The organism is Cupriavidus sp. Agwp_2, assembly GCF_040784895.1.
GTDB lineage: Bacteria > Pseudomonadota > Gammaproteobacteria > Burkholderiales > Burkholderiaceae > Cupriavidus.
In genome coordinates, this window is the sequence record NZ_CP088083.1 from 3,535,271 (window position 1) to 3,555,229 (window position 19,959).

Sequence of the window (19,959 nt, forward strand, 5' to 3'; positions counted from 1 at the left end):
TCGGTAGCGATGTTGCCAGTGCGGTGGTGTTTGGTGCCCATGGGCAGGATCGAACTGCCGACCTCTCCCTTACCAAGGGAGTGCTCTACCACTGAGCCACATGGGCGAAACTAGACGTACTACTTTATGACAGCAACCGCGCGACTTGGAGCGGGTGAAGGGAATCGAACCCTCGTCGTAAGCTTGGAAGGCTTCTGCTCTACCATTGAGCTACACCCGCCCGGTTCTTTCCTGCTTCTTCACCGGCACTGCCGGCTGCTGTCTTGCATTCTGGTGGAGAGGGCTGGATTCGAACCAGCGTAGGCGTAAGCCAACAGATTTACAGTCTGCCCCCTTTAGCCACTCGGGCACCTCTCCGCAGAGAACTATCGATTATGGGGCTGTTCACCTCGCCTGTCAAGCACTTTCCGTTGCGGATGCTGTACCTGATCAGACTAGGGAAGGCGTTCCAGCGTGGCGCTTGATGCCGCCTGACCGCTCCCACAAGCGCAGATTAGATTTCTACGTTCTCACCCTATAGGGGCTTCGCAGGACGGCTCCTGGAGGCTCTGAAGGAGCCTGGCAGAGTTGCATGGCGGCACGCGAGGGGCGACCGGAAAAGCAAAAACCCCTCGCAGCACACGCTGTCGAGGGGTTTTGCACAATAAGAGCCTGGCGATGACCTACTTTCACACGGGTAATCCGCACTATCATCGGCGCGGAGCTGTTTCACGGTCCTGTTCGGGATGGGAAGGGGTGGTTCCAACTCGCTATGGTCACCAGGCATAAGGGGGTGCAGCGCTGAGGTTGAGGTCAACGCTGCGAATCGGGATGTAGTCTTGGGTTGTGCGTATTGTGCCAACCGAGGGCACAGACACGATCACACACACCAGGTGAAACACACTGGTTATAGGATCAAGCCTTACGGGCAATTAGTACTGGTTAGCTTAACGCATTACTGCGCTTCCACACCCAGCCTATCAACGTCCTGGTCTCGAACGACCCTTCAAGGAGGTCAAGCCTCCAGGGAATCCTCATCTTCAGGCGAGTTTCCCGCTTAGATGCTTTCAGCGGTTATCTCTTCCGTACATAGCTACCCTGCGATGCCTCTGGCGAGACAACAGGTACACCAGCGGTACGTCCACTCCGGTCCTCTCGTACTAGGAGCAGCCCCCGTCAAGATTCCAACGCCCACGGCAGATAGGGACCAAACTGTCTCACGACGTTTTAAACCCAGCTCACGTACCTCTTTAAATGGCGAACAGCCATACCCTTGGGACCGGCTACAGCCCCAGGATGAGATGAGCCGACATCGAGGTGCCAAACACCGCCGTCGATATGAACTCTTGGGCGGTATCAGCCTGTTATCCCCAGAGTACCTTTTATCCGTTGAGCGATGGCCCTTCCATTCAGAACCACCGGATCACTATGTCCTGCTTTCGCACCTGCTCGACTTGTCGGTCTCGCAGTTAAGCACGCTTTTGCCATTGCACTTTAGGTACGATGTCCGACCGTACCAAGCGTACCTTCGAACTCCTCCGTTACACTTTGGGAGGAGACCGCCCCAGTCAAACTGCCTACCATGCACTGTCCCCGACCCGGATTCACGGGCCAAGGTTAGAACCTCAAACAAACCAGGGTGGTATTTCAAGGACGGCTCCACGTGAACTAGCGTCCACGCTTCAAAGCCTCCCACCTATCCTACACAGATCGGTTCAAAGTCCAATGCAAAGCTACAGTAAAGGTTCATGGGGTCTTTCCGTCTAGCCGCGGGGAGATTGCATCATCACAAACACTTCAACTTCGCTGAGTCTCGGGAGGAGACAGTGTGGCCATCGTTACGCCATTCGTGCAGGTCGGAACTTACCCGACAAGGAATTTCGCTACCTTAGGACCGTTATAGTTACGGCCGCCGTTTACCGGGACTTCAATCAAGAGCTTGCACCCCATCATTTAATCTTCCGGCACCGGGCAGGCGTCACACCCTATACGTCCACTTTCGTGTTTGCAGAGTGCTGTGTTTTTATTAAACAGTCGCAGCCACCATTTTATTGCAACCCCTTCACCCTTCTGGCGCAGGCCAGTCAAGCTACCAGGGCGTACCTTATCCCGAAGTTACGGTACCAATTTGCCGAGTTCCTTCTCCCGAGTTCTCTCAAGCGCCTTAGAATACTCATCTCGCCCACCTGTGTCGGTTTGCGGTACGGTCTCGTATGACTGAAGCTTAGAGGCTTTTCTTGGAACCACTTCCAATTGCTTCGCAGCACTAGGCCGCTCGCCCCACATCCTTGAATTCCGCGCCCGGATTTGCCTAAGCGCCTTCTCCAATGCAGGGACCGGGACTTCCAACACCCGGACAACCTTCCGCGATCCGTCCCCCCATCGCATCATACGACGGTGCAGGAATATTAACCTGCTTCCCATCAGCTACGCATCTCTGCCTCGCCTTAGGGGCCGACTCACCCTACGCCGATGAACGTTGCGTAGGAAACCTTGGGCTTACGGCGAGGGGGCCTTTCACCCCCTTTATCGCTACTCATGTCAGCATTCGCACTTCTGATACCTCCAGCATCCTTTACAAGACACCTTCACAGGCTTACAGAACGCTCTCCTACCACGCACATTGCTGTGCGTCCGCAGCTTCGGTGACTGGCTTAGCCCCGTTACATCTTCCGCGCAGGACGACTCGATCAGTGAGCTATTACGCTTTCTTTAAAGGGTGGCTGCTTCTAAGCCAACCTCCTGACTGTTTTAGCCTTCCCACTTCGTTTCCCACTTAGCCAATCTTGGGGACCTTAGCTGGCGGTCTGGGTTGTTTCCCTCTTGACACCGGACGTTAGCACCCGATGTCTGTCTCCCGTGATTGCACTCTTCGGTATTCGGAGTTTGCTATGGCGGGGTAATCAGCAATAGACCCCCCAACCATGACAGTGCTCTACCCCCGAAGGTGAGACACGAGGCACTACCTAAATAGTTTTCGGAGAGAACCAGCTATTTCCAGATTTGTTTAGCCTTTCACCCCTATCCACAGCTCATCCCCTAACTTTTCAACGTTAGTGGGTTCGGTCCTCCAGTACGTGTTACCGCACCTTCAACCTGGCCATGGATAGATCATCTGGTTTCGGGTCTACACCCAGCGACTCAACGCCCTGTTCGGACTCGCTTTCGCTACGCCTGCCCTAATCGGTTAAGCTTGCCACTGAATGTAAGTCGCTGACCCATTATACAAAAGGTACGCCGTCACCCGTTGCCAGGCTCCGACTGTTTGTATGCATGCGGTTTCAGGATCTATTTCACTCCCCTCCCGGGGTTCTTTTCGCCTTTCCCTCACGGTACTGGTTCACTATCGGTCGATCACGAGTATTTAGCCTTGGAGGATGGTCCCCCCATCTTCAGACAGGATTTCACGTGTCCCGCCCTACTTGTCGTACACCTAGTTCCACAACGCTGTTTTCGCATACAGGGCTATCACCTGCTACGGCCGGGCTTTCCATCCCGTTCTGCTAACAATGCTGCTAAAGAGTACAAGGCTGTTCCCATTTCGTTCGCCACTACTCTGGGAATCTCGGTTGATTTCTGTTCCTGCAGCTACTTAGATGTTTCAGTTCGCCGCGTTCGCTTCCCACACCTATGAATTCAGTGTGGGATGACCCATTCGGGCCGGGTTTCCCCATTCGGACATCTCCGGATCAAAGCTTGTTTGCCAGCTCCCCGAAGCTTTTCGCAGGCTACCGCGTCCTTCATCGCCTGTGATCGCCAAGGCATCCACCACATGCACTTGTTCGCTTGACCCTATAACAAGTGTGTCTCAAGCTTGCGCTCTATGACACCGCTCACTACAGGTTGAGTTCTCGCATTTGTGCCGTATTCCAAGTCATCTTTCGATCACTTAAATACATTTTGGTTGATACAATCACAACCCGGTATCGCGTTGGTACTGCAGCGTCTCATCAACGCTCGCGCGACACCTTTACTACATCCCATATTGTTAAAGAACAGCCGATCTTGCGATCGCTTGGCAATGCCAAATGCAAACGCTCAATCCTAAGCGCTTGCATTTGACCACCAATCCAAGGTAACCAGGCCCATCGAAGCGATGGTGGAGGATGACGGGATCGAACCGACGACCCCCTGCTTGCAAAGCAGGTGCTCTCCCAGCTGAGCTAATCCCCCGCATGGATAACTTGGTGGGTCTGGTAGGACTTGAACCTACGACCCCCGCCTTATCAAGACGGTGCTCTAACCACCTGAGCTACAGACCCTTGGCTGTAACAGCAAACAAACCGATAAGTGTGAACGCTAGGCTTGAGACACAAGCCTCTAGAAAGGAGGTGATCCAGCCGCACCTTCCGATACGGCTACCTTGTTACGACTTCACCCCAGTCATGAACCCTGCCGTGGTAATCGCCCTCCTTGCGGTTAGGCTAACTACTTCTGGCAAAACCCACTCCCATGGTGTGACGGGCGGTGTGTACAAGACCCGGGAACGTATTCACCGCGGCATGCTGATCCGCGATTACTAGCGATTCCAGCTTCACGTAGTCGAGTTGCAGACTACGATCCGGACTACGATGCGTTTTCTGGGATTAGCTCCCCCTCGCGGGTTGGCAACCCTCTGTACGCACCATTGTATGACGTGTGAAGCCCTACCCATAAGGGCCATGAGGACTTGACGTCATCCCCACCTTCCTCCGGTTTGTCACCGGCAGTCTCTCTAGAGTGCTCTTGCGTAGCAACTAGAGACAAGGGTTGCGCTCGTTGCGGGACTTAACCCAACATCTCACGACACGAGCTGACGACAGCCATGCAGCACCTGTGTCCACTTTCCCTTTCGGGCACCTGATGCATCTCTGCTTCGTTAGTGGCATGTCAAGGGTAGGTAAGGTTTTTCGCGTTGCATCGAATTAATCCACATCATCCACCGCTTGTGCGGGTCCCCGTCAATTCCTTTGAGTTTTAATCTTGCGACCGTACTCCCCAGGCGGTCAACTTCACGCGTTAGCTACGTTACTGAAGAAATGAATCCCCAACAACTAGTTGACATCGTTTAGGGCGTGGACTACCAGGGTATCTAATCCTGTTTGCTCCCCACGCTTTCGTGCATGAGCGTCAGTGACGTCCCAGGGGGCTGCCTTCGCCATCGGTATTCCTCCACATCTCTACGCATTTCACTGCTACACGTGGAATTCTACCCCCCTCTGACATACTCTAGCCTGACAGTCACAAGCGCCATTCCCAAGTTAAGCTCGGGGATTTCACGCCTGTCTTATCAAACCGCCTGCGCACGCTTTACGCCCAGTAATTCCGATTAACGCTCGCACCCTACGTATTACCGCGGCTGCTGGCACGTAGTTAGCCGGTGCTTATTCTTCCGGTACCGTCATCGACCCCGGGTATTAACCAGAGCCATTTCTTTCCGGACAAAAGTGCTTTACAACCCGAAGGCCTTCTTCACACACGCGGCATTGCTGGATCAGGGTTGCCCCCATTGTCCAAAATTCCCCACTGCTGCCTCCCGTAGGAGTCTGGGCCGTGTCTCAGTCCCAGTGTGGCTGATCGTCCTCTCAGACCAGCTACTGATCGTCGCCTTGGTAGGCTCTTACCCCACCAACTAGCTAATCAGACATCGGCCGCTCCTGTCGCGCGAGGCCGTTACCGGTCCCCCGCTTTCACCCTCAGGTCGTATGCGGTATTAGCTAATCTTTCGACTAGTTATCCCCCACGACAGGGCACGTTCCGATGTATTACTCACCCGTTCGCCACTCGCCACCAGGCCGAAGCCCGTGCTGCCGTTCGACTTGCATGTGTAAGGCATGCCGCCAGCGTTCAATCTGAGCCAGGATCAAACTCTTCAGTTCAATCTCTGTGTGGAAGCCTCGCGGCTCCCTCGCTCTTTCGAGCGGTCGCTCACTCTCAGAAAACTGACTGACCAGATCCGAAGACCCAGTCACGTTTTGCTGTGCGAGCACTGTATAACTTGTGAAGCAGCACCGTCCGAAGACAGTGGCGTCCGCTACCCAGCGCCCACACTTATCGGTTGTTTGTTTGTTAAAGAACTTCGCTTCCCGGCTTTGCCGTTCAGCGCGCTGCGTTGTCTGCAGCAGAGAAACGAGATTATGCAGAGCTTTCTTCGTTTCGTCAACCGTTTCAGCAAGCTTTTTTTGCTGCGGTCAGCGCTGCAAACTTCGCTGCGCCAACCTCCCGGTCGACCCCGCAACCCTTGCCAGTGCTGCCTTGCAGCGCCGCGTTGTGTTGCGAGGGGGCGAATATTAAGCGACGCCAACGGGCTTGGCAAGGGGTTTCGGGAAATAATTCGAATCGACCGTATAAGCGGTGAAAGCGGCGCTGCCAAGGGCGGCAGCCGATGCTGCCTCCTCCTATATATGGATGTCACAGAAAGGTGCAGATGTTTGTCATGCACGACCCGTTGATTCATGATCTGGGCTTCAGCCTCGCGCAGCCGCGCAGGCAAGCCGGACTGCGGGATCTCCATGACCATCCGAATCGTAAGACTGGGAACGCCACGCGCAAGCGACGAAGGCCTGCGTATCGGTACTGTGCGCCGGCCACCACGCGGCGTGCCAAAGTCCGAGTTCGCCAGCCGTGACTATTACGATGTCTGGTACCCCGCCCTGTCTCCTACCCCAGAGTTGGTCTCGCAGGCGCAGGGCGCTACGGACGACAAGGCATGGCGGGCATTCGTCCGGCATTTCCGCAAGGAAATGGCCGATCCGGAGCCAAGCCGCACGCTCGACCTGCTGGCTGCGCTTTCGCACCAGACCAATTTCTCACTCGGCTGCTATTGCGAAGAAGAGGCGCACTGCCACAGGTCGGTGCTGCGCGAACTGCTGGCCGAGCGCGGCGCCAAGATCGCCTGATCCGCCCTTGCCTGGCGGGAGACTTTCCCGCTTTGACCTTTTCGTTTGCGCAATCCGATGGCCCTGAACGTTGTCTGGCTCGGCTTTTTCCTGGTTTCCTTTGTCGCCGCATGCATCCGGCTCGCCAGTGGCGACCTGACCGTCTTCCCTGCCATGCTGGCGAGCCTGTTCGACAGTGCCCGCACGGCCTTCGAGATCGCGCTTGGGCTGGCGGGGGTGATGAGCTTGTGGCTTGGCATCATGCGCATCGGCGAACGCGCCGGGGTCGTCGATGCCTTTGCGCGGCTGGTGAATCCGTTGCTGCGGCATTTCTTTCCCGGCGTGCCGCAGGGCCATCCGGCGCAAGGCGCCATGATGATGAATGTGTCGGCTAACCTGCTCGGTCTGGATAACGCGGCGACGCCGCTTGGCCTGAATGCCATGCGCGAGCTGCAGACGCTGAACCGTCGCCCGGACGTGGCCACCGACGCGCAAATCATGTTCATCGTGCTGAATACAGCTGGGCTGACATTGATCCCGACTTCGGTCATCGCGATCCGTCAGGCGATTGCCGTCAAGCAAGGGCTGGTGGGCTTCAATGCGGCGGACATCTTCCTGCCGACGCTGCTGGCCACCGGTGGCTCGTGCCTTGCCGGTCTGCTGGCTGTCGCCTGGGTACAGCGGCTCAATCTGCTGCGGCCCGCCGTGCTGGTCGCATTCAGCATGGTTGCGGCGGCGCTCGCCGGCATGTTTGCCTGGCTGAAGCATGCGCCGCCCGAGCAAGTGGGCAGCGTGACAGCATTGGCCGGCGCAGGCTTTATCCTGTCGCTGATCACGCTGTTCCTGGTCTGCGGCGCACTGCGACGGGTCAACGTCTACGAAGCCTTTATCGATGGCGCCAAGGAAGGATTTGGCGTGGCGGTGCAGATCATTCCTTATCTGGTCGCCATCCTGGTCGCGATCGGATTGTTCCGGGCGACCGGCTGCATGGACGTGCTGATGGGCTGGCTGACGCTGGGATTTGCGCATCTCGGCATCAATACGGATTTCGTACCCGCCTTGCCGGTCGGCCTGATGAAGATCCTGTCAGGTGCCGGTGCGCGCGGGCTGATGGTCGATGTGATGACGACTTATGGGGTCGACTCATTCCAGGGACGCCTTGCCGCCATCATCCAGGGCTCGACCGAAACCACTTTCTATGTGTTGGCGGTCTACTTCGGCAGCATCAATGTGCGAAATACCCGGCACGCGCTTGGTTGCGCGCTGGTGGCAGATGCCGCGGGCATCTTTTGTGCCGTTGGCGCCGCATATCTGTTCCGCTAGAAGCTACGATTCGATCCTTGTTGTATGCACACAACATCATTGTGCGTATCACCAGACATTGACACATTGCACTTGGTGCGACGCAACAAACCATGTAATATGAAGTCTGTCTCCTCCACCACCTCGGTGGATTCCAACCCACGCACAACCTGCGTGGGTTTTTTTTGCCCTGAGCCCGGGCCACTGCAACAATCGTTGCGCAAGAAGCGCTGCGCCGGCTTGCTCGCTGTGCACCGCGCACCACTAGAGCCCGGTTGGCGCCCCTGAACAGGGCATCACATGACTGGGCCCTCCTGCTTTTCCGCTTTTGTTGCGACGCAGCAATCCGTGTCGTAGAGTGGCAACACGAAGGTCATGCCAACCAGGCGTACCCGTCCTGTCCAGCTTCGCATGTCGCCCGCCGCCTCCCTGATCCGCTACTGGCCAGAACCCGCGCTGCTCCGGCGCGGGCTTATCTATGCGCTCTCGTTCCTCGCGCTTGCCGGCGTCGGCTGGCTTACCGGCGACCAGGGCTATCTCTGGTCGGCCACCGCGTCGATCTGGACTTGTCTGGCAGACCGGCAAGGCACCGCATCCGCACGGCTGTCGAGCCTCGGCGCAGTCGGTATTGGCGGCGCGTTGGCCAGCGCGTTGGGCACGGTCGTGGCGCCGACCCCCTGGCTGGCCTTGCCGGTGGTCATGGCGGCCGGCCTGGCCGCAGGACTGGCCGAAATCCGCGGCACGGCGACCGCCCTGGCAGCCAAGCTGCTCTATGTAGTGCTGGTCGCCGCCTGCCTGCAGCCGGGCGCAGTCGGTGATCTGGCGCCGCTGGCCCTGCTCAGCGGATTGGACTATCTCCGCGGCGGCATGTTTGCCTGCCTGGTTTGCCTGGCGCTGATCCCGTCCGAACGCGATGAGCGGCCGCGACGCGAAGTGCTAGCCGCCTATGAGGCGTTGGTACGGTTCGCCGCCGTGCTTGCGGACAGTGCGCAAGGGCACGATCTGGCCGCCTGCAAGCAGGATCTGCGCAACCGGATCGAGGCTGCCCGCGAGGCGATCGAAGCGCGCCGCAGCCTGCGCGACGCCACCCAGCTGCTGCACCACAGCTATGCCCTCGGCATCGCCGACGCCCTCTTCGCAATGCTCATCGTGGCAGGCGAATTGCGAGACCGTGCCGGCCCTGGCGGCCATGGGCTACCGCTGCGCCATATTGCGCGCAGCGTGGCCGACGCCCGCGACCAGGTCAGGGAAGCCCTGGCGCGGCATGCGCCCGACCTGCCCGCCTTGAGCGCCGCGCTGCGCCATGACCTGCACAGGCTGACTGCGCCAGGTGCCAATGCCGGGGCCCCGCCGTCATACCAATCCGCCGTGTCGGCACTGGCCCGCTACCCCGCCTTTGAGGCCTGGCGCGCTGCCTTCGCGTGGCCGCGGCGCGGCGCGGGTCACGGCGCCGCGCGCTTGCTGGGCAGCGTGGCGGATCACCTGGCACGCGATGCTGTCGCGGCCCGCCATGCATTGCGCCTGGCGCTGGCCGGCAGCCTCTGCCTGATGCCGGCGCAGTTGTGGCAGCTCGACCACGGCTATTGGGTCGCCGTCACGGTGATCATGGTGCTGAGCCCGCGCCTGCAGACTACGCGCCAGGTGTCGCTGAAGCGCTTTGCCGGATCACTGGCGGGTGCGCTGTGCGCCTGCGTGATCGGCCTGTTCCACCCAGCGCCGGCCATCGCCCTTGGCATCAGCGCCGTTTTTCTTGCCGGGGCCTATGCCAACCGGCTGGCCGGCCAGCCTGGCGCGTTCGCGTTTTGCCTGACGCCGGCCGTCATCCTGTTCTCCTGGATGGGCGCGCCAATGCTCGACAGCAGCCACTTTGCGGCGCTGCGCGGCATCGACACGGCTGTCGGCTGCCTGATCGCACTGGCCACCTACTATGTGCTGGCGCCGCGCGTGGAAATGTCGCGCGTGTTCCGCCATGCGGTCGATGCCGTGACGGTCAACGCCGTCTACCTGCGCGCCGCGCTTGCCGCTGCGCGTGTGGCAGAGGGCAAAGCCACCCCCGGCGCGGCGCGCCTGGAGGCCTTGCGCATCGCCGCCGGCCGTGCCTCGAGCCGTGCCGAGCACACGCTGGAGCAGTCCGCCGGCGCGCTGGCAACTGCCCATGGGCACTCCTACCGGCAGGCCCATGCCACGGCGCGACGCATGGCGGCGCTGGCTGGCGTGGTGCGGGCCGGGATCGAATCCGGCGCGTTCGCCCTGCCAGCGAGCGCCGGGTCGCGCGCGCTGATGGCCTGGCTGGAGGCAAGACTGGCGGAACTGGCGATACGGCCTGGCAGCACGGGCGACGCGGTAGCTGCGGGCGATGCCAGCGACGGAAAAAGGCCCGAAGCGCCGCCAGGGCCGGAAGCCACACCCGGCGCCATCGATGTATTCCTGGCCGAGCAGGCCGACTATGCCCGCGCGCATATCGCCGCCGCGCATGCCGCGGTGGCCGGCCTGCGCGTGCTCGGGACAACGGCCCGCAAGCCGGTGGGACGCTGGCGCGTACGCCGTAGCTGACCTGCGTGGCTGACCCGAGCCATTGCATGGAAAAGCCGGCGTCCACGCCGATTTGCAGTTTTTGACGCCCCTTTTACCGCCCCTTTTGCCCCCCTTTACGAACCCGTTACTGACCCTTTACGGCAGGCCGCAATGACCTAGAATGATTGAATACGTCCGTCGCCAGCACGAGGCACGCCATGCCTGAGATCACGTTCCCTCGCAGCGTCCCGACCTACTGCGCAGCCAGCCTCACGCTGTCCTGCCCCGCTACGGTCAATGGCAGTCCGACTCAGTATTCCGTCACCGCGGAAGCCCTTGAGGCCCACTTCGGTGCGCGCTCGCCGCGCGAGGAAGACCTGGTTGCCGCCTTCACCAGCAATCGCCAGCGCATCGAAAGCCTCGCCGAAAGCCTGTTCGAGCTGACGCAGGCGCGGGAGATCGTGCTGCGCAGCGGCCATTTCCGTTTCGCGGGCTGAGCGGCCGGCTGGCCAGCCGCCGCGATTCCACAGCATCCACGCCGAGACGCCGGGCCAGCCCGGCGTCTTGCGCATGCTCAGTCGGCCCTGGCTTCGCCGCGCACCAGCAGCACCGGCGTGGTCGACTGCCGGATCACCGCTTCCGCCACGCTGCCCAGTACCAGCCGGCGCACGCCGCGCCGCCCATGCGTGCCGATAACGAGCAGATCCGCACCCCACTGGCGCGCGGCTTCGTTGATCGACGCGCCGATATCGCCGGGCACCGGCGCCTGGCTGACCAGTCTGGTTTCATGCGGCACGCCGGCCGCGGACAGTTGCTGCGCGGCGTCCTGCAACGCGCGCTGGCCGCTTTCCTCGAATGCCTTCTGCAACTGGCTCGGATCGTAGTAGCCAACGTCGAACATCGGCGTACCCGTATCGACGACATAAAGCGCCAGCACCGTGGCGCCGCCTGGCGCCGCTACGCGGATGGCTTCGGCCAGTGCCAGTCCGGACGTGCTGCTGCCATCCACCGCCACCACGATCTTGCTATATGCCGCGCTTGCCATTTGCGTTACCTCCGTAGACAAAGGGAATAAGGGGTCGGACGACTGGAGGCCGTCCGCCTTCGATACTACACATGCGCAGTCCGTCACGTGGCGCTGACTCCGGCAACAGTCCATGCAAACCCGTCGCGCTTAAATTGACCGACCGGTCGGCTTATATATAATAGGGCCAGCCGCCGTGCCAACGGTCCCCCACCGGCTGCGGCCCCGCCAGAGGAGGCGCTATGTACACCCAAAGCCTGGATGTTCCCGGCCACGCTGACTCCGCTCTAAGCGCCGCCCCCCAGGACGACAACGTCCGCCAGGCCGCTTTCGACGCCCGTATGGCTGCAGACGGCAAGATCGAACCGCAGGACTGGATGCCGGCGGCCTACCGCAAGACACTGGTACGGCAGATTTCCCAGCACGCGCACTCCGAGATCGTCGGCATGCTGCCTGAGGGCAACTGGATCAGCCGCGCGCCGTCCCTCAAGCGCAAGGCGATCCTGCTGGCCAAGGTGCAGGACGAAGGCGGCCACGGCCTGTACCTGTACTCCGCGGCCGAAACGCTGGATGCCTCGCGCGACGATCTGGTCGACGCGCTGCACAGCGGCAAGGCCAAGTATTCGTCGATCTTCAACTACCCGACGCTGACCTGGGCCGACGTTGGCGTGATCGGCTGGCTGGTGGACGGCGCGGCGATCATGAACCAGATCCCGCTGTGCCGCTGCTCCTACGGCCCGTATGCGCGCGCCATGATCCGCATCTGCAAGGAAGAGTCGTTCCACCAACGCCAGGGCTTCGACGCGCTGCTGGCGATGATGCGCGGCACCGACGCCCAGCGCGAGATGGTGCAGGACGCGGTCAACCGCTGGTGGTTCCCGGTGCTGATGATGTTCGGCCCGCCCGATGCGGCCTCGACCAACAGCGCGCAGACCATGGCCTGGGGCATCAAGCGCATCTCGAATGACGACCTGCGCCAGAAGTTCGTCGATGCCACGGTGGAACAGGCACGGGTGCTGGGCGTGACCCTGCCCGACCCGGGACTGCAATGGAACGCCGAGCGCGCCCACTATGACTACAGCCCGCTGGACTGGAACGAGTTCTGGCGCGTGATCAACGGCGACGGTCCGTGCAACAAGGAGCGCCTGAAAACGCGCGTCAAGGCGCACGAGGACGGCGCCTGGGTCCGCGAAGCCGCTTTGGCCCACGCCGCCAAGGTGGCCGAACGCGAAGCGGGCGAGCGCCGCACGGCTGCCTGACCCCACGCCGCAGCCCGCGCGCAAGGATCGAGGAGAGAACGATGAATCGCAAGGAATGGCCGCTGTGGGAAGTATTCGTGCGCAGCAAGCAAGGCCTGGAACACAAGCATTGCGGCAGCCTGCACGCCGCCGACGCGCAGCAAGCGCTGCACATGGCGCGCGATGTCTACACGCGGCGCCAGGAAGGCGTGTCGATCTGGGTGGTGCCGTCCGCTGCCATCACGGCGAGCGTGCCGGAGGAAAAGCCGGAACTGTTCGACCCCATGGCCGACAAGATCTACCGGCATCCGACGTTCTACCAGCTGCCCGACGAAGTCAACCACATGTAAGGGCCACGCACGATGACCGCGTCCCCGCAACCCGCCTCCCTGGATCACCTGCCGCCGGCACGCACCGCCGCGCTGCGCTACATGCTGCGCCTCGCCGACAATGCGCTGGTCCTTGGCCAGCGCAATGCCGAGTGGTGCGGCCACGGCCCGGTGCTGGAAGAAGACATTGCGCTGGCCAACATCAGCCTCGACCTGATCGGCCAGGCGCGCCTGCTTTACGGCCGCGCCGGCGAACTGGAAGGCGAGCTGACCGGCCTGCCGCGCCATGAAGATGACTATGCCTACTGGCGCGCCGAGCGCGACTTCCGCAACTGGACGCTGGCGGAACTGCCCCACCGCGGCCCGCTGGCCGGCAATGCCGCGGCGGAGCGCGACTACGCCGTCACCATCGTGCGCAACTTCCTGTACGGCGCGCTGATGGTCGAGTTGTGGGAAGCGCTGCAGTCCAGCAGCGATGCGCAGCTTGCCGCCATCGCCGCCAAGTCGGTCAAGGAGGCGCGCTACCACCTGCACCATGCCGCCGGCTGGGTGGTGCGCCTGGGCGACGGCACCGAGGCGTCGCACGCACGCATGCAGCGCGCCCTGGACCACCTGCTGCCCTATATGAATGAGTGCTTTGCCGAAGACCCGATGGAAGCCGAGGCCGCGGCGCAGGGCATTGGCGTCGTCACCGCCTCGCTACGGGCGGCCTGGGACGCGACCGTGGCCGAAACCCTGCAAGCCGCGACACTGGCGCTGCCGGCTGCGACCAGCTTTGTCTCGACCGGCAAGCTCGGCGTCCATTCCGAGCACATGAGCTACCTGCTGGGCGAGATGCAGGGGCTGGCGCGGGCCCATCCGGGCGCGCAATGGTAAGCGCCCGCTTCGCCGCAAAGGACTGTCCGGCATGAACGTCACCACCCTGCTCCACTCAGCGAAAGCTGCCGCCGATGCACGCGTCGAGCAGGCATGGGCGGCGCTGGAAGCGGTTCCCGACCCGGAGATCCCGGTGGTTTCGATCCGCGGCCTCGGCATCCTGCGCGGAATCGCCGCCGATGCCGACGGCACGCTGGAGGTGACGGTTACACCCACCTACTCCGGTTGCCCGGCGATGTCTCAGATCGCCGAGGACATCGGCCAGGCGCTCGACGCCGCCGGCCTGGCGCCGTGGCGCCTGCGCACGGTACTGGCGCCGGCGTGGACCACCGACTGGATCACCCCCGCCGCGCGTGAACGCTTGCGCGAATTCGGCATCGCGCCGCCCGGCCAGTGCGGCGCGCCGGCGGCGGCACAACCGTTGCGCTTCGTCCCGCGTGCCGCGCGCGCCGGCGCCCCGGACCGCGTCGCCTGCCCGCGCTGTGGCAGCGTGCATACGCAGGAAATCTCGCGCTTCGCCTCGACGGCTTGCAAGGCGCTGTACCGCTGCCTGGACTGCCGCGAACCGTTCGACTATTTCAAACCCTACTGAGCCCCGCCGGGCCGAAGCCACGCTGCCATGACCCCACAGTTCCACCCGCTGCGCGTGGCGCAGGTACGCCCCGAGACTGCCGACACCATCTCGATCGCGTTCGAGGTGCCGGAAACGCTGCGCGACGCCTACCGCTTTACCCAGGGCCAGTTCCTGACGCTGAAGGCGCCGGTCGATGGCAAGGATTTGCGGCGCTCGTATTCGATCTGCTCGGCGGTGCAGGACTATGACGCACAAGGCGAATTGCGCGTGGCGGTGAAGCTGGTCGAGGACGGGCTGTTTTCCTCCCATCTCCACGACTCCATCGCACCCGGCCAGGTGATCGACGTCATGACGCCCGACGGCCGCTTCCACGTGCCGCTTGAGCCGGCCGCGGCGCGCCACTATGTCGCCTTCGCCGCGGGCAGCGGCATCACGCCGGTGCTGTCGCTGATCCGCACCACGCTGCCGGCCGAGCCGCGCAGCCGCTTCACGCTGGTCTACGGCAACCGCAATGTGGACAGCATCATCTTTTCCGAGACGCTGGAAGACCTGAAGAACCAATACCTGTCGCGTTTCACGCTATATCACGTGCTGTCGCGCCAGCCGCAGGAGGTGGACCTGCTGCACGGCCGCCTCGACCATGCCCGCGTGACCGCCTTCCTCGAAGCGCTGATTCCGGTGGACGACATCGACGCGGCCTTTGTCTGCGGGCCGGCCTCCATGATCGACGAGGCCGAGGCGGCACTGCGCGACGCCGGCGTGGATCCGCACCGCATCCACGCCGAGCGCTTCGGCGTGCCACTCGCACGGGCCAAGCCGAAGCCTGCCCATACCAGCACTGACCATGCGGGGACCGCCGAGCTGGTGGTAGTGCTCGACGGCAAGCAGCACAGCATGCGCCTGCCGATGGAAGACGCCAACGTGCTCGATACCGCGCTGGCCGCCGGGCTCGACCTGCCGTATGCGTGCAAAGGCGGCGTCTGTTGCACCTGCCGCGCCAAGGTGCTGGAAGGCCAGGTCGAGATGGAGAAGAACTACACGCTCGAGCCGTGGGAGATGGAAAAGGGCTTCGTGCTCACCTGCCAGGCGCGCGCGCTGACGCCGCGGGTAGTGGTCAGCTACGACGAACGCTGATCCAGGTACGCGGCCGCGGGCGCCGCGTACGGGTGCCGACACTCGCCGCCATTGGCCAGGCCTGGCCGTGATTAAAATGGCGGCAGGCCGGGCAGCGGCCTGGCGCGATGCTTGCGGGGGCGGTAAACAACGGCAGCGCATGGCGGTACATGGCGGCGCATGCCGCCTGTCGCGCGGGCGCCGCGCGGTGCCAGCTAACCGTCCCACCCATATACAATCACGGCCATGCAATATATCCATGTCGTCAACGGTGATGTAGCAGGCACGACCCTGCGCCAGGCGCTGGCCCAGGCCGCGCGGCCGGACCCTGTCGTGGTGCTGCGCGACGACCTGGCCGTAGGGCCGCTGGCCGACATCGACAGCACCGGGCTGATCCGTTCCGGCTTCTGGCAGCGGGTCGCCCCGCGCACCGACATCGATTTCGCTGCCGAGATGCGCCAGGCGCTGGACCAGCTCCAGGCGCTGCGCCAGGACGACATGGAAGTGGCCATCTGGCACGGCCAGAGCGCGGCCGACCAGCTGATGCTACGCCGGGTGGTGTTCCACCTGTACCAGGCGCCGCAACGGATCAATGAAGTGGCGATGGACCTGCGCGAGCTGGAGATGCCCGCGCAAGGCAACCTGGCCGCGATCGGCATGTATTCGCCGGCGCGGCTGGCGCGGCGCTTCTCCACGATCGCGCCGGTTTCCGTGCTGCGGCTGGGCCGGCTCGGCTACGAGTGGCAGCAGAACGTCAAGGAAAATGCCGACGTACGCCTGTGGAAGGGCAACACGCTGGTTCCCGCCGCCTACCACACCATCGACGACATCATCATGGATCGCGCGCCGGCCGAATGGACGCCAGCGGCGCAAGTGGTCGGCAGCGTGATGGGCGCGATCGAAGGCCTGCTGGCCAGCGACTGGTTCGTATTCTGGCGCTGCCGCGAGCTGATCGCCACCGGCCAGATGGTGCTGCGCGGCAACTCCGACTCGCTCGAGACCTGCGAGCTGCGCCGCCACGCCGGCGGTGGCGGCGAGTAACCCCGCGAGTAATTCCGATACACATGGCCCGTACCAAGGCACCCGATTTCGAGGCGCAGCGCGAACAGATCCTGGATCTGGCCGCCGCCGCCTTTGCCAACAGCAGCTACCCCAGCACCTCGATGGCCGACCTGGCCGCGGCCTGTGGCACGTCCAAGGCGCGGCTCTACCATTATTACGAGAGCAAGGAAGCGATCCTGTTCGACCTGCTGGACCGCTACACGCGGCGCCTGATGCTGCTGGTCACCGAGGTGGAAGCCGACGCCGAGCGCCGTGGCCTGACCGACAAGGAGGCGTTCGCCAACCTGATCCGCGCCTTCCTGGCCGAGTACGAAACCTCGCAGACACGCCATGTTGCGCTGATCAACGACGTCAAGTTCCTGGCGGAAGGCCAGCGCGACGTGATCCTGGGCCGCGAGCGCGACGTGGTGGCGGCCTTTTCGCGCCTGCTGCGCCGGGCCTACCCGGAGCGCGTCACGCGCGATAACCAGACCGCGCTGACCATGACCGTGTTCGGCATGATCAACTGGACCTTCACCTGGCTCAAGCCGGGAGGTCGGCTGTCGTACGCCGACTTTGCCGAGACCGTGCTCGACCTCCTCGAGGGCGGGCTGCCGGGCCGCGCCGCCACAGCCCGCTGACGAGGGCGGTCAGTCCCACCCCGCCTCTTCGCGCTGCCGGCGCTGCTCGCGGTCCTGCCGGAACATTTCCTCCAGCTCATCGCGGGCCTGGCGCGCCAGCGAGACCAGCTTCTTCTGGTCGGTGTAGTGCGGGTAAAAGCGGTCGATCGCCTGGATGTTGTGCCGGCGGAAGCGCAGCGCCACGTTGCGCGCCTCGGCCGGGTCGAAGCCCAGCCCTTCCAGCACGCGCCGTCCCATCGTCAGCGAGCCCTCGAACATCTCGCGCTCGAACAATTGCACGCCGCGGTCCTTGAGCTGGTAGATGTGCGACACATGACGCGCCCGCGCATAGATCTGCAACGCCGGGAAGCGCTCGCGTACCCGGTCGATCAGTTGCAGGCTGTCATCCATGCCGTCGATCGCCACCACCAGGATGCGCGCGCGGGCGATACCTGCAGCTTCAAGCAGGTCGAGCCGCGTGGCATCGCCATAGAAGATCTTGAAGCCGTACTGGCGCAGGAACTCGATCTGGTCCGGATCGTGGTCGAGCACCGTGACACCAATGCCCTGGCTGTACAGCAGCCGCCCGATGATCTGGCCGAAACGGCCAAAGCCGGCGATCAGCACCGGATTGTCCTGCGGCGTGATGGCATCGTCCGGACGCGCCCTGGCGCGGCCCAGCCGCGGCGCTACCAACTGGTCGTAGGCCAGCAGCAGCAACGGCGTGGCCACCATCGACAGCGCCACCACCAGTACCAGCAAGGCCTCGGTCTCGCGCGGCAGCAGGCCAGCGCCGCCGGCCACGCCGAACACCACGAAGGCAAACTCGCCGCCCTGCGAGATCAACAGCGCGAACAGCAGCCGCTGGCCACGCGCAATGGCGAATTCTCGCGCCAGCAGCATCAGCACCGCGGTCTTGGCGACGACGAAGGCCGCCACCAGTCCGAGCACCAGCCAGGGCGAGCGCGCCAGCACGGCAAAGTCGATCGACATGCCGACCGCCATGAAGAACAGGCCCAGCAGCAACCCCTTGAACGGCTCCAGGTCGGCCTCCAGCGCATGGCGGTATTCCGAATCGGCCAGCAGCACGCCGGCGAGGAAGGTCCCCAGCGCCATCGACAATCCGACTGCATCCATCATCAGCGCGATGCCGACCACCAGCAGTAACGCAAACGCGGTGAACATCTCGCGCATGTCGGTGCGCGCGATAAAGCGCAGCGCCGGCCGAACCAGGTAGCGGCCGCCGACCACCACCGCTCCGATCACCGCCACCGCCTTCACCCCGGCCATCCAGCCGGCGGCGCCCGCGCCGGCACCTTCGGCGCCCTCGACGGCGAGCAGCGGCAACAGCGCGATCATCGGGATGGCGGCAATGTCCTGGAACAGCAGGATGCCGAAGCTGGCCGCGCCGGCCGGCGTGCCGAACAGGTTGCGCTCGGTCAGCGTCGCCAGCGCAATGGCAGTGGACGAGAGCGCCAGGCCCAGGCCCGCGACCAGCGCCACCTGCCACGACGCGCCCGCCAGCGCTGCCGCCCCGCCGATCACCAGCGCGCACGCGGCGAGTTGCGCGCCACCGTAGCCGAAGATGCTCCGGCGCAATGCCCACAGCTTGCGCGGCTCCAGTTCCAGCCCGATGACGAACATCATCAGCACCACGCCGAATTCGGAGAAATGCAGGATCGACTCGACATTGGTGACCAGGCGCAGCGCAAACGGGCCGATCGCCGCCCCCGCCAGCAGGTAGCCCAGCACAGCGCCCAGGCCGCTGCGCCGCGCCAGCGGCACCGCCACCACCGCCGCGACCAGGAACACCAGCAGTGCAATCAGGAAGTCATGCTGGTTCATGCGCGCGCCTCCGCCGGATTGGCTTCGGCGCCCAGGCGCCCGCAGACGTGTGCGATATGGTCGGCCAGCGCCTGCGCGTCGGCATTGTCGGCGTCATGCAGCACCACCGGCGGCAGCCAGGTCATGCCGCACAAGAGCGCGGTCTGCTCCAGCGGCAACAGGAATTCGCCGATCGGATGGCCGTGGTTGCCGTCCGGGCCATAGGCATCGGCACTGCCGCCGGTGCTTACCACGGCCAGCAGCGACTTGCCGCGCAGCGCCGTGCCGCCGGGGCCGTAGGCCCATCCGTGTTCGAGCACCTCGTCCAGCCACAGCTTGAGCAGCGCCGGCACGCTGTACCAGCGCACCGGGAACTGCAACACGACGGTGTCCGCGACCGCCAGCACGCGCTGCTCGGCGACGACATCGATGTCGTAATCCACATAGAAGCGGTAGAGATCGCGTACCTGTACCTGCGGCAGCGAGGCCAGGGCGTCGGCCAGCGGCCGGTTGACGCGCGATCGGCTGGGCGTGGGATGCGCGTAGATCACTGCAATGGGAGACTCGGTCATCGAAGACGGGGCGGTTTGGCCAGGAAATGGGATGGCGGCGGGAGGAATGAGTCGGTTGCCGCGTTGCAACATATCCACAGTTGGTCACGCGCAACA

General features: G+C 63.2%; 14 protein-coding genes, 5 tRNA genes and 3 rRNA genes. 11 read left to right on the top strand and 11 right to left on the bottom strand.

The window, feature by feature from the left end:
- Nucleotides 1–31: 31 nt before the first annotated feature.
- From LPA45_RS16560 to LPA45_RS16595, 8 genes are all read right to left on the bottom strand, one after another.
- Nucleotides 32–106: transfer RNA gene (locus tag LPA45_RS16560), tRNA-Thr, on the bottom strand.
- Nucleotides 107–146: 40 nt separating this feature from the next.
- Nucleotides 147–220, bottom strand: a tRNA-Gly gene (locus LPA45_RS16565).
- A 51-nt stretch (nt 221–271) separates the two neighbouring features.
- A tRNA-Tyr gene (locus tag LPA45_RS16570) sits at nt 272–357 on the bottom strand.
- Nucleotides 358–649: 292 nt separating this feature from the next.
- A 5S ribosomal RNA gene (gene rrf, locus LPA45_RS16575) occupies nt 650–763 on the bottom strand.
- Between the two features lie 127 nt (nt 764–890).
- Nucleotides 891–3,771 (bottom strand): 23S ribosomal RNA (locus LPA45_RS16580).
- A 305-nt stretch (nt 3,772–4,076) separates the two neighbouring features.
- Nucleotides 4,077–4,152 (bottom strand) — tRNA-Ala (locus LPA45_RS16585).
- Nucleotides 4,153–4,164: 12 nt separating this feature from the next.
- Nucleotides 4,165–4,241: transfer RNA gene (locus LPA45_RS16590), tRNA-Ile, on the bottom strand.
- 62 nt (nt 4,242–4,303) lie between these two features.
- Nucleotides 4,304–5,837, bottom strand: a 16S ribosomal RNA gene (locus tag LPA45_RS16595).
- The 16S, 23S and 5S rRNA genes sit together here with 5 tRNA genes alongside, the layout of an rRNA operon.
- Nucleotides 5,838–6,470: 633 nt before the next feature.
- On the opposite strand from LPA45_RS16595, the gene LPA45_RS16600 reads away from it, so the two are divergent.
- The 4 genes from LPA45_RS16600 (at nt 6,471) to LPA45_RS16615 (ending at nt 11,149) form a co-directional block, all read left to right on the top strand.
- Nucleotides 6,471–6,857, top strand: coding sequence for a DUF488 domain-containing protein (locus tag LPA45_RS16600; protein WP_116320124.1), 387 nt, complete (start codon nt 6,471–6,473; stop codon nt 6,855–6,857).
- Nucleotides 6,858–6,914: 57 nt separating this feature from the next.
- Nucleotides 6,915–8,159 (top strand): nucleoside recognition domain-containing protein, encoded by a 1,245-nt coding sequence (locus LPA45_RS16605; RefSeq protein WP_116319908.1) that lies wholly within the window; start codon nt 6,915–6,917, stop codon nt 8,157–8,159.
- A gap of 390 nt (nt 8,160–8,549) precedes the next feature.
- Nucleotides 8,550–10,691, top strand: a complete 2,142-nt coding sequence (locus tag LPA45_RS16610) for an FUSC family protein (protein ID WP_116319909.1) — start codon at nt 8,550–8,552, stop codon at nt 10,689–10,691.
- A gap of 179 nt (nt 10,692–10,870) precedes the next feature.
- A complete protein-coding gene (locus tag LPA45_RS16615; protein WP_029046679.1) occupies nt 10,871–11,149 on the top strand; it encodes a DUF1488 domain-containing protein in 279 nt (92 codons plus the stop codon).
- A 77-nt stretch (nt 11,150–11,226) separates the two neighbouring features.
- Here the strand turns inward: LPA45_RS16615 and LPA45_RS16620 are convergent, their stop codons facing one another.
- Nucleotides 11,227–11,697: a universal stress protein gene (locus LPA45_RS16620; protein ID WP_116319910.1), complete on the bottom strand. Its 471-nt coding sequence runs from the start codon at nt 11,695–11,697 to the stop codon at nt 11,227–11,229.
- A 221-nt stretch (nt 11,698–11,918) separates the two neighbouring features.
- Here LPA45_RS16620 and paaA point away from each other — a divergent pair, with 221 nt between their 5' ends.
- From paaA to LPA45_RS16655, 7 genes are all read left to right on the top strand, one after another.
- Nucleotides 11,919–12,935: a 1,2-phenylacetyl-CoA epoxidase subunit PaaA gene (gene paaA, locus LPA45_RS16625; RefSeq protein WP_116319911.1), complete on the top strand. Its 1,017-nt coding sequence runs from the start codon at nt 11,919–11,921 to the stop codon at nt 12,933–12,935.
- 41 nt (nt 12,936–12,976) lie between these two features.
- Nucleotides 12,977–13,264, top strand: coding sequence for a 1,2-phenylacetyl-CoA epoxidase subunit PaaB (gene paaB, locus LPA45_RS16630; RefSeq protein ID WP_022536879.1), 288 nt, complete (start codon nt 12,977–12,979; stop codon nt 13,262–13,264).
- Nucleotides 13,265–13,276: 12 nt separating this feature from the next.
- A complete protein-coding gene (paaC, locus tag LPA45_RS16635) occupies nt 13,277–14,119 on the top strand; it encodes a 1,2-phenylacetyl-CoA epoxidase subunit PaaC (RefSeq protein ID WP_116319912.1) in 843 nt (280 codons plus the stop codon).
- Between the two features lie 31 nt (nt 14,120–14,150).
- Nucleotides 14,151–14,711 carry a 1,2-phenylacetyl-CoA epoxidase subunit PaaD gene (paaD, locus tag LPA45_RS16640; RefSeq protein ID WP_116319913.1) on the top strand — a complete coding sequence of 187 codons (561 nt, stop codon included), beginning with the start codon at nt 14,151–14,153 and terminating at the stop codon, nt 14,709–14,711.
- A 27-nt stretch (nt 14,712–14,738) separates the two neighbouring features.
- Nucleotides 14,739–15,827, top strand: coding sequence for a 1,2-phenylacetyl-CoA epoxidase subunit PaaE (paaE, locus tag LPA45_RS16645; RefSeq protein ID WP_116319914.1), 1,089 nt, complete (start codon nt 14,739–14,741; stop codon nt 15,825–15,827).
- A gap of 225 nt (nt 15,828–16,052) precedes the next feature.
- Nucleotides 16,053–16,847, top strand: a complete 795-nt coding sequence (locus tag LPA45_RS16650; RefSeq protein WP_367394640.1) for a DUF1835 domain-containing protein — start codon at nt 16,053–16,055, stop codon at nt 16,845–16,847.
- Between the two features lie 23 nt (nt 16,848–16,870).
- A complete protein-coding gene (locus LPA45_RS16655) occupies nt 16,871–17,488 on the top strand; it encodes a TetR/AcrR family transcriptional regulator (protein WP_116319916.1) in 618 nt (205 codons plus the stop codon).
- 9 nt (nt 17,489–17,497) lie between these two features.
- Here LPA45_RS16655 and kefC read toward each other — a convergent pair whose 3' ends face one another.
- Together kefC and LPA45_RS16665 are read right to left on the bottom strand one after the other, a co-directional pair.
- Nucleotides 17,498–19,312 (bottom strand): glutathione-regulated potassium-efflux system protein KefC, encoded by a 1,815-nt coding sequence (gene kefC, locus LPA45_RS16660; protein WP_116319917.1) that lies wholly within the window; start codon nt 19,310–19,312, stop codon nt 17,498–17,500.
- The gene (locus LPA45_RS16665) at nt 19,309–19,863 is read right to left on the bottom strand and encodes an NAD(P)H-dependent oxidoreductase (RefSeq protein ID WP_199414595.1); all 555 of its coding nucleotides are present in this window, start codon (nt 19,861–19,863) and stop codon (nt 19,309–19,311) included. Before LPA45_RS16665 ends, kefC begins: the two co-directional genes overlap by 4 nt.
- Nucleotides 19,864–19,959: the final 96 nt, after the last annotated feature.